At 63.2% G+C, this 12,532-nt stretch carries 11 protein-coding genes; 3 read left to right on the top strand and 8 right to left on the bottom strand.

Annotated elements, in window-relative coordinates; genetic code table 11:
* Positions 1 to 77 precede the first annotated feature (77 nt).
* From NVV93_RS09925 to NVV93_RS09905, 5 genes are all read right to left on the bottom strand, one after another.
* Positions 78 to 290, bottom strand: coding sequence for an STAS domain-containing protein (locus tag NVV93_RS09925; protein ID WP_258250514.1), 213 nt, complete (start codon positions 288 to 290; stop codon positions 78 to 80).
* Positions 291 to 529: 239 nt separating this feature from the next.
* On the bottom strand, positions 530 to 928 hold the full coding sequence (locus NVV93_RS09920; protein WP_258250513.1) for a hypothetical protein: 399 nt from the start codon (positions 926 to 928) through the stop codon (positions 530 to 532).
* 701 nt (positions 929 to 1,629) lie between these two features.
* Positions 1,630 to 2,706 (bottom strand): lipocalin-like domain-containing protein, encoded by a 1,077-nt coding sequence (locus NVV93_RS09915; RefSeq protein WP_258250512.1) that lies wholly within the window; start codon positions 2,704 to 2,706, stop codon positions 1,630 to 1,632.
* Positions 2,696 to 5,173 (bottom strand): ABC transporter permease, encoded by a 2,478-nt coding sequence (locus NVV93_RS09910; RefSeq protein WP_258250511.1) that lies wholly within the window; start codon positions 5,171 to 5,173, stop codon positions 2,696 to 2,698. The genes NVV93_RS09915 and NVV93_RS09910 overlap by 11 nt, the downstream gene beginning before the upstream one ends.
* 1 nt (position 5,174) lies before the next feature.
* The gene (locus tag NVV93_RS09905; protein ID WP_258250510.1) at positions 5,175 to 5,843 is read right to left on the bottom strand and encodes an ABC transporter ATP-binding protein; all 669 of its coding nucleotides are present in this window, start codon (positions 5,841 to 5,843) and stop codon (positions 5,175 to 5,177) included.
* Positions 5,844 to 6,277: 434 nt separating this feature from the next.
* Here NVV93_RS09905 and NVV93_RS09900 point away from each other — a divergent pair, with 434 nt between their 5' ends.
* The 3 genes from NVV93_RS09900 to NVV93_RS09890 all read left to right on the top strand — a co-directional run bounded on the left by NVV93_RS09900 (position 6,278) and on the right by NVV93_RS09890 (position 9,145).
* Positions 6,278 to 6,763, top strand: a complete 486-nt coding sequence (locus NVV93_RS09900; RefSeq protein WP_258250509.1) for an adenosine-specific kinase — start codon at positions 6,278 to 6,280, stop codon at positions 6,761 to 6,763.
* Positions 6,764 to 7,131: 368 nt separating this feature from the next.
* Positions 7,132 to 8,460, top strand: coding sequence for a TrkH family potassium uptake protein (locus tag NVV93_RS09895; RefSeq protein WP_258250508.1), 1,329 nt, complete (start codon positions 7,132 to 7,134; stop codon positions 8,458 to 8,460).
* Entirely contained in the window at positions 8,450 to 9,145 is a 696-nt protein-coding gene (locus tag NVV93_RS09890; protein WP_258250507.1) for a TrkA family potassium uptake protein, read from the top strand. Before NVV93_RS09895 ends, NVV93_RS09890 begins: the two co-directional genes overlap by 11 nt.
* Before the next feature lie 260 nt (positions 9,146 to 9,405).
* Here NVV93_RS09890 and NVV93_RS09885 read toward each other — a convergent pair whose 3' ends face one another.
* From NVV93_RS09885 to NVV93_RS09875, 3 genes are all read right to left on the bottom strand, one after another.
* Positions 9,406 to 9,537: an acyl-CoA dehydrogenase family protein gene (locus tag NVV93_RS09885; protein ID WP_258250506.1), complete on the bottom strand. Its 132-nt coding sequence runs from the start codon at positions 9,535 to 9,537 to the stop codon at positions 9,406 to 9,408.
* A gap of 195 nt (positions 9,538 to 9,732) precedes the next feature.
* The gene (locus NVV93_RS09880; protein WP_258250505.1) at positions 9,733 to 9,918 is read right to left on the bottom strand and encodes a hypothetical protein; all 186 of its coding nucleotides are present in this window, start codon (positions 9,916 to 9,918) and stop codon (positions 9,733 to 9,735) included.
* 154 nt (positions 9,919 to 10,072) lie between these two features.
* Positions 10,073 to 12,472, bottom strand: a complete 2,400-nt coding sequence (locus NVV93_RS09875) for a TonB-dependent receptor (RefSeq protein WP_258250504.1) — start codon at positions 12,470 to 12,472, stop codon at positions 10,073 to 10,075.
* Between the last annotated feature and the right edge of the window lie 60 nt (positions 12,473 to 12,532).

Below are 12,532 nucleotides of genomic sequence, written 5' to 3'. Positions count from 1 at the left end.
GGAGCCCACCAGGCATAACCTTGCCCCTAGTCAGTAGGAGGCTTTACCTCCCCGAAACCCTGACCAGTGGCAGCTGCTCATTGCCAATCTTCGTTCGCGTGGTAGAGCCGGCGGCAAGCATCGGTGGTGCTGGAGAACAGCTCGCCGCTGAGCTGACTCCGGAGCAGTTCGCTGTGCTGCAGGCGATCCATGATCGGGCCTTTGACTTCAGCCAGGTGCAGTTTCACGTCGCGCAACAGCAAACTGCGATTGAGCTCACCGAGAGCAGCCAGCCCCGAATAGTCGATCATTGAGTTGCCTCTGATTTCCTAGACGCATCCGAAGGGCTCCTTTTGGCCGGTTGATGCCGGTCAGATTTTATTTGGGAAGCGCTGAACAAACATCCGATTCATACCTCGTCGACGTTTTCAGCCTGATTTCTACGGCCTAGTGGACGAGCACTGCTAATTTCGGACCGGTTTGAGTCCTAGTTTCGCAGGTTGGCGGAGCATCGCCCATGTTGCATGTGGATTGAACCCCTGGCTTCGCACTAGCGACGATAATAGCGGTGATCGTCCGCGTAGCGCTGCCGCATGGCCCGATCTCGGTGGCGCTCCCAATCACGATGACGTTCAGCTTCTCGGCGGGCTTGCTCTCTACGCCACTTTTCTCTACGCCAGTCGTCTCGGCGCCAATCGTCTCTACGATCGTGCCAACGACCGTCATGCCAGTATCGGTCGTCATGGGCAAGCAACGGCCCTGGCTGCTTGCCGGCCATACTGGCCAAGGTCGGCCAAGGGTTGCCGGCAGCCTGGACCGGAGCCTGAACTGCTGCGACTTCAGTTGCGAAAACAGGAGTTGAGGTCTTCATCTGTGTTGCTGATGCCGAGCCCACTGCCGCGAATGCCAACAGCCCGAAGAGCACCATCCGTGGGTCATGGAATTTCATGAGCGAAGACAACCTCTGATTGACATTTTGACGTGTGGCTATCTGGCTGCGGGAAGACTGCAGGTTCGCGCTTACCGAGTGGATGTGCCTATCCACATAGACCGATAAATAGGGAAAAGTTCTAGGGACCCGCTGCTTAAATATCCAACGGCCTCAGTGCTCGGCCCCTTTGAGGTTTGCTATCTCGATGTCCGCTCTTGGCCGATTGCTGCCTATGGTGAGTGGCAGCAATGGGGCGACTGCTGCCGGTCGTGACAGACCGGAATCGACCCTTAGCTGCCGTTCACGGCCTACTCGGAGTAGGCGTGGTGACGGTGGGTTTGGGCTTAGGAAAGAAAGCTGAGCGTAGTCACGCAAAGTGCGCGGACTTTACCTTCCCGTCCGCAGAGACACCGATGACAAATAGGTTTCAACCGAGCCCTTCACACTGCTCATACGGGTTTGCTTGCTCCGCAGACCTCGCTGGCCTGCTTGCTTCCTCCTGGCCGGCTGCAGGACTTTTGCAGCTTTGCCAGCCCCCTCTCCAACGGGACGTCCAGCACGTCCGCCCACGGTGTTTTGAGTATAGGTGGCGAGTCCGGGAGCAAGAGCGTCCGGCTGGACGGTACGGTTTCGGCTCGGACGGGGCAGATTGTTGAGCAGAAAATAAAGCAGTCCCCTTGTTCGCGGCGATCGCCCGCGCCCTGCTGAAGAACATTGCCTCAATACCCCGTCAGCTCCAGGTAGCCCACGCCCCGATGGCTGCCACTGAAACGGATCGGCCCCTCCCAGTAGGGGAAGCGGGTATCCATCCAGGCATTCTCCTGCACCGGCGTGCTGCTGATCTCGAAGCCCTCGCTGGCGATGCGCAGCGACCAGCGGGTCGGTAGCCGACGGCCGGCGACCCGGCTGTACTGCAAGGGGGTCATGACGATGTCCTGGCTAGCCAGTGCGCGGGGCTCTCCCGTGGCGCTGATCCAGGTGCCGGCGCGGTAGTGGGCGCCGTCGGCATGGCGCAGTTGGAACAGCATGAGCTTCTCGCCCGTCTCCAGATGCAGGGAGAACCAGTCCCAGCCGCGCTGGTCGGGCGCCAGGTACTGGCTGGTCCATTCGCGGTCTAGCCAGGCCGGGCCATTTACTCGGTACAAGCGGCCTTGCAACTGGATGGTGCCCTCAGCCTGCAAGAACGGCTGGCTGTAGTAGTAGGACGCCTGCCCCTCCCCGGACTTCTGGCTGAAGCCCTGCTCGCCGTGCAGCACCGGCGGGCGGCTGCTGACCAGGCGCAGGCGATAGCTGAAGGCGCCGCCCTTGGCGTGCAGCTCCAGCTCGCCCAGCCCCGCGTCCGCCGGCGTGCGGCTGCTGAACTGCCAATCGTCGATCCAGGCCTTGAAGGGCGAGGCGTCGACGCCGGCCTGGCCGATGCCGCCGCGGGCGAAGGTTTCCGCGAAGCGATGGCCGTATGGGCCGGTCAGCCCGGCATGGCCCATCCACAGGTTCTGGTTGCTCCAACCCTCACTCGTGGAGCCGGGCTGCAAGGCACTGCGGAACAGCGTCCATTGCACGCCCCAGGCACGGCCCTGTTCATCCTCCAGATTGGCCGTCACGTACCACCATTCGATGCGGTAATCCGGGTGTGCGCCGTGATCCGCCGGGAAGCTGAAGGCCCGGCCGGGGGTCACCTGGGCAAAGCCCGCCGCCGCGCTGCCGAGCCCGGCAAAGCCCTCGCCCGGCGGCGGTTCGGCATCGCAGGCGCCGAGCAGCAAGCCCGCGAGGAGCAGCAGGCGCAGCCTAGCGTTCATCGGCGAAGGTCCTCAACAACGCGGCCGGGGTGGTCCGCCCGAGTTTCCACAGCGGCCAGGCGGCGGCCAGTAGCGTGGCGAGCACCGCCATGGCCAGCAGTTGCAGGAGCTGCCAGGGAAACACATGCAGCGGCAGGCGCCAACCAAAGGCCTGCACGTTGATCACCGCGACCAGGCACCAGGCCAGCACCAGCCCCAGCGGCACCGCCAGCAGCAGGGTGATCAGCGCCAGCAACAGGGTCTGGCCGAGGCTGAGCCAGGCCAGCTGCGCTCGGCCCACGCCCAGCGCCCAGAGTGGTGCCAGTTGGCTCAGGCGCGCCTGGCCGAGGGTCAGCAGGCTGATGAACAGCGCCACGCCGGCCACTCCCAGGGTCAGGCTGTTGAGCGCGGCGGTGGCGGCAAAGGTGCGTTCGAACACGCGGGTCGACCAGGCCTTGAGTTCGCTCTGGTCGATGATCCGGTCGCTGCCCAGGGCAAAGGTCTGCTGCAGGGCCTGCATCAGCTCGGGGACCTCGACAGCAGGCAGGTGCAGGCTGTAGCTGCTCGGGCTCAGCCCCGGCCAGTGCTGTTGCAAACCCGCGGCATTGACCAGCAGGTGCCCTTTCGGATTGCCGTAGTCGGCATAGATGCCGGCGACCACCAGCGGCCATTCGCCTTTAGGGGTCGGCAGGCTCAGGCGCTCGCCCAGCTGCAGGTTCAAGCGTCGCGCCAGCTGCTCGCTGAGCATCAGCGCCTGTTGCCGGGCCAGTTGCTCCCAGGCATCGGGGCTGGCGCTCAGCAGCGGCCAGTGGGCGCGGTAGGCCGGGTGATCGAGTATGCCGCTGAGTTGCGCCGGCCAACCCTTCAACTGCAACTCGACCCGCCAGCTCGGCAGTACCGCGCTGACCTGTGGCTGGCGAGCCAACCAGGCGCCGATGGCCAGTGCCTGCTGCGGATCCTGCGGGGTGAGGTACAGCTCGGCGGCCAGGCGCTGATCGAGCCAGCCGGCAAAGGTCTGGCGAAAGCCCTCGGTCATGCTGCCGACGCCGATATTCGCCGCCAGCGCCAGCAGCAGGGCCATCAGCGCCAGCGCCAGACCCGGCAGCTGCTGGCGACTGTCGGCGACGAACCACTGCGCCAGCGGCGAGCGGCAGCGCGGCAGCAGGCCCTCCAGCAGCAGGTTCAGGCATAGCGGCAAACTCAGGGCCGCCGCCAGCAGCAAAGCGGCGAGCAGGACGAAGCCGGCGATCAGGCTGTTGCCGCCCAGCAGCGCGACTAACGCCAGCAAGGCGAGCGCCGCCGCCAGCAGGGCCTGGCGGCGCAGCCAGAGCGCCTGGGCTTGCTGCCACGCCTCGGGCTGGGCCAAGGCCAGCAGCGGCAAGCGCGCGGCCCTGAGCAGGCTGCCGGCGCCGGCGAGCAAGGCACCGAGCAGGCTCATGGCTAGCCCGCCGAGCCACCACTGCGGGCTGAGGCTGAGCTGCCCGGCAACCTCGGCGCCATACAGGCCACGCAAGCTGGCCACGACATCCGGCAACAGCAGGCTGGCCAGCCAGTAACCGCTGAGCACGCCAGCCAAACCGCCGAGCAAGGCCAGGCCGCAGAGTTCTAGGGCCAGGGCGCCCAGCAGGGTGCGGGCACTCACCCCGCAGGCCCGCAGGGTGCGTAACAGTGCGCGGCGCTGCTCCAGCGCCAGGCCGATGGCGGCGTGCACGATGAACAGCCCGACGACAAAGGCTAGCAAACCGAGGGCGGTGAGATTGAGGTGGAAGCTGTCGGTGAGCCGGCCCAGATCGGCCGCTTCGCTGCGACGGTTCAGCACCAGTTGCTCGGCCAGTTGCGGCGGCAGGCGCGGATTACTGCGGGCGAAATCGCCGGCCAGCAGCAACCGGGACAGCTGCTGCGGTGCGTCGAGCAGGCGTTGGGCGACGCCGATATCCACCAGCAACACTCCCGGCGCCAACTGCGGCCGCAGTTCCAGCGGCGGCAAGGCTTGCCCGGCCTCGGTCAGCGGTTGCGCCCCGGCGGCAAGGTCGAGGGCCGCGAGGGTGTCGGGGGCAATCCAGGTGCGCCCGGGCTGGCCGAGAAAGGCTGCTAGGTCCAGGCGCTCGACCGCTTGCCCGGCCAGCGAGGTGTCGGCCGGCAAGGTCAGGGGTTCGATGCCGATCAGCTGCAGGCGCTGTTCGGCCTGCCCCCGCAGGCGCAAACGGCCCTGCAGGAGTGGCGATACCGGCCAGCCGGCACGTCGCAGTTCGATGAAGTACTGCTGCGCAAACAGCCCGCCGTTGCGGGCACTGAGCGCGTATTGGTCAGCGTCGGCCAGCAGCTGGCTGGCCCGCGCATAGCTTTCCCGGGCCTGGCTGTTCAGCGCCTGCACACCCGTCCACAGGCTGGTGGCCAGCCACAGACCGGTCAGCACACTGAAGAACTGCACGGGATGCCGGCGCCAATGGCTGAACAGACCACTCAGCGTCCAGTAGAAAATCCGCATGTCAGGCCTCGCCTCGCGCCAATAGGCGGCCGCCCTGCAAGCTCACGCGCCGCTGCAGGCGCGCCGCCATGCGCGGGCTATGGGTCACCATCAGGAGGCTGGTGGTGCTGTCGGCGAGCAGTTGCAGCAGCAGCTCCAGCACCTCGTCACCGGTCGCCTCATCTAGGCTGCCGGTGGGTTCGTCAGCCAGCAACAGCGGCGGTCTGGCGGCCAGCGCTCGGCCCAAGGCCACCCGTTGCTGCTGCCCGCAGGAGAGCTGTTCGGGATAGCGCTTGAGCAGCTGGCCAAGGCCGAGCCGCTGGACCAGCTGCGCCTGCCAGTGCGGGTCATGGCGGCCGGCCAGACGAGCCTGAAAGGCCAGATTGTCCTCGACCCGCAGGCTGGCAATCAGGTTGAACTGCTGGAAGATCAGGCCGATCCCGCTGCGCCGCCAGGCCGCCAACTGGCTTTCATCGAGCGCGGCCAGCGAGTGCCCGGCCACCCAGATGCTGCCGGCATCGAAGCGGTCGAGGCCGGCCACCAGGTGCAGCAAGGTGCTCTTGCCGCTGCCGGATTCGCCCATCAACGCCAGGCTGCCGCCCTCCTCCAGTTCGAGGTCGATGCCCCGCAGCACCGCCAGCGGCCCCTGGGGAGTCGGGTAGCTTTTGCATAGGCCCTGGATCTTCAGCATCGGTGTGCGGCCCTATCGAGGCTGTGCCGGCGATGGCTGTGGCAAACAGCCAAGAACGCCCCGCGGCACGACTGGACCGGGGAGAGCCCGGCGCTGCCGGGAACCCTTTTCCGATCTGCGCGGCAGATCCGGGGCAGGTTCTCAGTAATCACGCTCCAGCCGAGGTGCCTTTAGCTGAGACTAGTCGGGATCGGCCGCAGCGATTTCCCTGCCCGTCCATACGGCACGGACCGCTGCAAGATCGGCTGGCCGCCCATCCGCACGGCCACCGCTGAACAGCGGTCATGACCAAGGCATGGCTATGCTTAATTCGCCAGCGCAACCGATGGTGCCGCCCGGGACCAGCAGGGCCGGATGCCCGGCAACGCGGGGCGGGGCCAGGGCACTGCATGATTCCCGCGCCGTTAAACCCGATCGGAAAAGGGAGGGTTGCGATGCAACTCATCACGGTAAAAATCGACAAGCCGGAAGCCACGAACTTCATTCTGGGGCAGACGCATTTCATCAAGTCCGTCGAGGACATCCACGAAGCCTTGGTCGGTGCCGTACCCGGCATCAAGTTTGGCCTGGCCTTTTGCGAAGCCTCGGGCAAATGCCTGGTGCGCTGGTCTGGCACCGATGCCGCGATGATCGAACTGGCCCAGAAGAATGCCCAAGCCATTGCCGCCGGCCATAGCTTCATCATTTTCCTCGGCGACGGCTTCTACCCGCTGAACCTGTTGAACGCCATCAAGATGGTGCCGGAGGTCTGCCGGGTTTTCTGTGCCACCGCCAATCCCACCGAAGTGATTGTCGCCGAGACGGAACAGGGCCGCGGCATACTCGGCGTGGTGGATGGCTTGCGGGTCAACGACATCGAAGGCGACGACGACATCCTCTGGCGCAAGAATTTGTTGCGGCAGATCGGCTACAAGCTGTGATTGCCAAATATTTTCTTGTTCAAGCTTGTCAGAGCGGTGCATCCAACTAGGTCAACCCGCGCCGGCAAACACCCCAAACGCACCGAATGAGCAGATAAAAGCCCAGACAGAACGCTTCCTTCTATGCTCAAAGCATAGGCCGGGATGTCTACCGGAGCGGGGGTAGTCTAGGTCTAATGATTCCGGATACCCATTTAGGCAAGAATGCTCGCCATAGAAAGGTGTCCGGAATCATTAGACCACTACAACACCGCTCCGATACGGTCACGGCAGCATTGAACATGGCCCGCCGTTAGGGTTCGAAGCCCTTAAGGCATGTTTACCGAGCGCTGTAGATTTCCTTGTCACGACATGAGTCCTGATGCCAAATGAAATTACGGCTTCATCCAGCCAGGGTTGTCGCCCTGGTTTTCCTGGCCGCGATACTGGCCGGCACCGCCATTTTGATGCTGCCGATATCCCAAGCCGAGGGTATCGCCCCCCCTTGGGTGACAGCCTTCTTTACCGCGGTATCGGCCGTCTGCGTTACCGGGCTGGTAGTGGTGGACACCGGTACGTACTGGTCGACCTTCGGCCAGTCGGTGATCCTGCTACTGTTCCAACTTGGCGGCTTCGGCATCATGACGGTGGCGACCTTGCTCGGCTTGATGGTCAACCGCAGCTTACGTCTACGCACTAAAATGGTCGCACAGTTGGAATCACGCTCATTGGGGTTGGGCGACATCGCCAGCGTGGCCAAGCTAGTGCTGGTGGTGACGTTCGCCTTGGAACTCATCTTGACCCTGTGGCTCACCCTCAGATTACGCCTGGCCTATGACCTTCCCTGGGCTGATGCAGCGTGGAGCGGCCTGTTTCATGCGGTATCGGCATTCAATAACGCGGGTTTCTCCATTTATCCCGACAGCCTGATGCGCTACGCCGCAGATGCTTGGATCCTGCTGCCAGTCATGGTTGCGATCATTATTGGCGGCATTGGCTTTCCCGTACTGTATGACTTGCGCAGCAGGTTCAACGATCCCCGCCGTTGGTCGCTGCATACCAAGCTCACCCTGGCTGGAACGGCAATCCTGCTTCTGGGCGGTTTTTTCACGCTGCTGCTGTTCGAGTGGTTCAACCCGACTACCCTCGGCCCGATGCCAGTGGCCAATAAAATGCTCTCGGCGGCATTTGCTTCCGTTTCTGCGCGTACCGCCGGGTTCAACTCTATCGATATTGGCGCGTTGACCCATGAAAGCTGGGCGATGCACTACCTCCTGATGTTCGTAGGGGGTGGCAGCGCGGGAACCGCGGGTGGCGTCAAAGTCGGTACTGTCGCCATCCTGGCCTTGCTGGTCATCGCCGAAATTCGTGGCCACAGTGACACCGAGGCATTTGGCCGGCGAGTCGGCGCCCCGGCCCAGCGTCAAGCTATCACGGTGCTCGTTCTGGGCAGCGCCATGATCGTGCTGGCGACGCTCTTTATTTTGCGTGAAACAGATTTCGCCACAGACCAAGTCATATTCGAAGTCATCTCAGCGTTTGGCACGGTCGGCTTGTCCACCGGCATCACCGCCGATCTCCCCGCATCGGCCCAACTGATGCTGACGCTGCTGATGTATGTCGGGCGGGTCGGCACTATCACGCTTGCGGCTTCACTGGCCCTGGGCGAGCACCGCATGCCCTACCGCTACCCAGAGGAACACCCAATTGTTGGCTAACTTTCTGTTCACCGAGCAGTTTGCCTTTTCTAAGGGCGATAGCGTGGTCGTGATCGGCCTCGGCCGTTTCGGCGGCTCCGTTGCCCAATCGCTGATGCGGCTCGGTCACGATGTGATGGGCATCGACCGGGACGCCGTGCCTGTCCATGACTGGGCCGATCTCTTGACTCATGCTGTCCAGGCCGACTCCACCAACCTGATGGTATTGCGCCAACTGGGTGTTGCCGACTTCGCTCACGCCATTGTGGGGATAGGCACCGACCTGGCAGCCAGCTTGCTGACCATCATGACGCTGACCGAACTGGGTATCCCGGATATCTGGGTCAAGGCCCAGACTGCCGAGCATGGACAGATAGCCCAGCGGATTGGCGCCCATCACGTTGTCTACCCGGAGAGGGAAATGGGGGAGCGTGTTGCTCACCTCATTAGCGGGCGGATGATCGATTTCATCGAGTTCGATGACGGCTTCGCCATCGCCAAGATTCACTCCCCCCTGCCGAGCCACAACAACACGCTGGCCGACGGCAATATCCGTGAAAAATTTGGTGTGACGGTCGTAGGGTTGAAACGCGCCAGTCAAGACTTCCAGCATGCCACCCCTAGCACCCTGATCATGCCGGGTGATCTGCTAATCGTGTCCGGCCCGACCCATCTGATCCAGAAATTTGCGGGCCACTCGACATAACGACTTACTCTCCTAACAGACCTCGGCTGTATTTAAGGTCTTTCCAGATACGGCCAGAGCCCTGATATCAAAGTCTCAAGAAGTCATGCATGAAAAATGAGCTTCGTCCCCCCGCTCAGGGTGGCGGCACTCAAACGCTCGCTGCTTAGAGTGGGGGCCGAAAAAATTAGGCCATGCTGATGCTGCGGCGACGCGGCACTGGCCATGGACGACGAGTACTTCTAACAGGGGTTGATCAGACGATGCAGCCCATCCTGTGATCAAGACAGCTCCTCGACCAGCACGGCAGCATAGCTGAAGTCACCGCCACCGTGCTCAGCGGGTACGGTGAGGCACAGCGGGCCTTGGTCGACGTAGCCCGCCTCGCCCCCTGCGCCTGGCGCTGCAGGCACTGGGTCAGGTCCTGTTCTTATTGTCGGGGAGAAACTGCTCGGAAGCTGCAGCGTGACGTTACTACGAGGCCTGCAACTGGGTGTTCGGCACTGCGAAGTGCAGGCTGTTCATCCACAGCGCAGGCACTCCGAGTCTTCGCCAGCCTAATTCCGCACAGACCCAGTCGCCTGTTGCGGATGGTTTCATATGGGAGGCTAAACCTTGCCCTTCCAAATCGTGAAAATGCCGTTGGCACGCAGCACCAGCCGTTCGCCAACCTTGAGCAGGCAGCTTGCATTCGCGAAGCTGCTACCCACTTTGAGCACATCGACATGCGCCTCGAGCCACTCGCCTTCGCGCACGGCTCCTCGGCAGTCGATGTTCAAAAATAGAAAAATCATGGCCCAGTCAGCTGTGAGTTGAACTGGACTGAGTCGACCAGCAATTGCGCTGCACTGCATTACCACCGGGCTTCAGTCCTTGATCGAAGTCGACCATGATCAATCAACAAAAGCGGCTGCGCCCTTCCCTGTGGCGCATGCTTGAGTCATCCGGTCAGAAACCCACGGTTGCCGAGAGCAGATAGGTTCTGGGGGTCGACAGGGTCAGGCCCGCTGCGCTGTCGGACGAGGTCGCGGCAGAGGCCCAATAGGTCTTGTCCAGTACGTTCTCCACCGTGGCCCGCAGGGTTACCGGGCTGCCGCCCAGTTTGAAGGCGTAACGGCCGCCCAGGTCGTAGCGTTCCCAGCTGTCGATTTCCTGCTCATTGGCTGGGTCCAAGTACTGGGAACTGGTGTGGATGGCACGTGCGGTCAGGGTCAGCCCCCGGACGCTTTCGATGTCCCATTCGGCGCCGAGGTTGGCGTTGACCTCCGGCGCGCCGGTGCCGTGGTTACCGTCGAACTCGCCATCGGTGGTATCACTCTGCTCGCTGTCGAGCAGCATCACCCCGCCCAGCAGGCGCACACCATTAAGCGGCTCGCCGAAGACGCTGAGTTCCACCCCCTGGTTGGTCAGCTCGCCGTTGGGCTTGAAGTTGTTTAGATCGTCGAACTGATAGGCCGGCTGTTCGATACGGAACAGGCTGGCGGTCAGGCCGAAGGTGCCTTGGTCGTACTTGGCACCGACTTCTGCCTGCTTGCTGCGGTATGGCGGGAACACGGTGTCGGCGTTATTTGCCGTGGTCGGCGCGGTCTCGCCCTGGGTCAGGCCTTCCACGTAGTTGGCGTACAACGACACATGGTTAGTGGCCTTGAACACCACGCCCAGCGCGGGCGACGTATCGGTTTCGTCATTCACCGGTTCGTCACGGACGCCGTCGCTCCAGGAGGTAACTTTAACTCGCTGCAGGCGCGCGCCGAGGGTCAGTAGCAGGCGATCCTCGAGGAAACCCAAGGTGTCGGCCAGGGCCACGCTGGTAAAACGGTCTTCGGTGTGGGTGCTGGTATCGAAGCGGTTCGGCCGGCCTGGGTAAGCGACTTCCACCGGGTTATAGATGTTGCCGATGCTGCGCAGGTAGCGCTCGCCGGCGTTATCGAAATCCATGTCGAAGCGGTTCAGGCTCAGGTTTACCGTGTGGTTGACCGAGCCGGTGCTGAACCACTGGCGGGCGCCAATGGTGGCGGTCTTCACGTCTTCATCGCGGCGGAAGGTGCGCGGCACCAAGGTGAAATTGCCATTGTTTTGAGTGTTCTGGACCCCGTGGCGCAGAAAGTCGTAGTTGCCTTTGCGCGCGCCATAGGCGGCGTAGACCATCAGCGAGTCGCTGACATCGAATTCGCCGCGCAAGGCGCCAAAGGAGTCTTTGGTTTGCGAATAGGTCCAAGGCTGAGCGAAGTTGCGGTCGATGTCTTCGGCTTTGGGCACCTTGGCCCCGGGAGCCAGTTCGACACGCTCCTGCGGCGCGTCGGCACGGCGATTTTGATGGCCGATGTCTAGCGACAGACGCACCCGCTCTTCCCGCAGGTCCAGGCCGAGCACACCGGTTTCGCGCTTGAGCGCCTGATGGTCCCACTCGGTATCACCGGACTGACGCACGCCGTTGAAGCGCACGCCGAAACGCTGGTTCTCACCCAAGCGTCGGCCGATGTCCACCGCGCCGCCGAACTGCCCCTCCGAAACGTAACTGCCGGTGAACTCAGTGACCGGCGCATCTGTGGCGCGCTTGGGCACGATGTTGATGCCGCTGCCGATGCTGCCGCGCGGGGCGATACCGGACAGTACCGCGCTCGGCCCCTTGAGGATATCGACGCGTTCGGCGATCTCCATGTCGATGGCATAGGTCGGCAGGATGCCGTACAGGCCGCCATAGGAGACGTCACTGTTGAACAGGCTGAAGCCGCGCACGGTGAACTGCTCGAAACGCCCGCTGGCCGGGTTGGAGGTGCGCACCGATGGGTAGGCAGCCACAGCATCGCCGAGGGTGCGGGCTTGCTGGTTCTTCAGCGCTTCCTTGGTGTAGGACGTGACGCTGAACGGGCTGTCCATGAAATCCTGGTCCCCGAGCATGCCCTGGTAACCGGCTCGCGCCACCTGGCCACCGGCGTAAGGTTGGTCGCCCACCACGCCGCGTGCACCGCGAATCGAGGTGCTGGGCAGTTGCAGGCTGCCTTCGTCCAGGGCCGGGGTCAGGGTGTAAGCCTGTTCGCCCACCGGCTGCAGTTGCAGGCCGGTGCCCTGCAGCAGCCGGGCAAAGCCCTCCTCCACGCCGTATTCGCCGGACAGGCCATTACTGGCGCGCCCGCTGACCAGCGCAGGGTCTACTGACAGGTTGACCCCAGCCAGGCCGGCGAAACGGGTCAGCGCCGCGCTCAGACTGCCAGCCGGCACCTGATAACTGCGCCGGGCGGCGTCTTCCGCCCAACTGGTCGAGATAAACAATGGACTGGCGCTCAGACTCATCACGAGACCCAAGCGGAATAACGGGCGAAAACGGCAAGGCGGCACTGCGGGCATGGGAAGGAATTCTCGATTTTATTCACTTACCCGGAATGACCAGCGACCTGAAAAAAAGGG

Source organism: Pseudomonas sp. LS44, from assembly GCF_024730785.1.
GTDB lineage: Bacteria > Pseudomonadota > Gammaproteobacteria > Pseudomonadales > Pseudomonadaceae > Aquipseudomonas.
Note: the sequence above shows the minus strand (reverse complement) of the source record. Positions and strands in the feature narration are given on the sequence as shown.

Bases quoted from the DNA above. Each gene is read 5' to 3' on its own strand.
- NVV93_RS09925 (WP_258250514.1), bottom strand. From the start codon at position 290: ATGATCGACTATTCGGGGCTGGCTGCTCTCGGTGAGCTCAATCGCAGT.
- NVV93_RS09920 (WP_258250513.1), bottom strand. From the start codon at position 928: ATGAAATTCCATGACCCACGGATGGTGCTCTTCGGGCTGTTGGCATTC.
- NVV93_RS09915 (WP_258250512.1), bottom strand. From the start codon at position 2,706: ATGAACGCTAGGCTGCGCCTGCTGCTCCTCGCGGGCTTGCTGCTCGGC.
- NVV93_RS09910 (WP_258250511.1), bottom strand. From the start codon at position 5,173: ATGCGGATTTTCTACTGGACGCTGAGTGGTCTGTTCAGCCATTGGCGC.
- NVV93_RS09905 (WP_258250510.1), bottom strand. From the start codon at position 5,843: ATGCTGAAGATCCAGGGCCTATGCAAAAGCTACCCGACTCCCCAGGGG.
- NVV93_RS09900 (WP_258250509.1), top strand. From the start codon at position 6,278: ATGCAACTCATCACGGTAAAAATCGACAAGCCGGAAGCCACGAACTTC.
- NVV93_RS09895 (WP_258250508.1), top strand. From the start codon at position 7,132: ATGAAATTACGGCTTCATCCAGCCAGGGTTGTCGCCCTGGTTTTCCTG.
- NVV93_RS09880 (WP_258250505.1), bottom strand. From the start codon at position 9,918: ATGATTTTTCTATTTTTGAACATCGACTGCCGAGGAGCCGTGCGCGAA.
- NVV93_RS09875 (WP_258250504.1), bottom strand. From the start codon at position 12,472: ATGCCCGCAGTGCCGCCTTGCCGTTTTCGCCCGTTATTCCGCTTGGGT.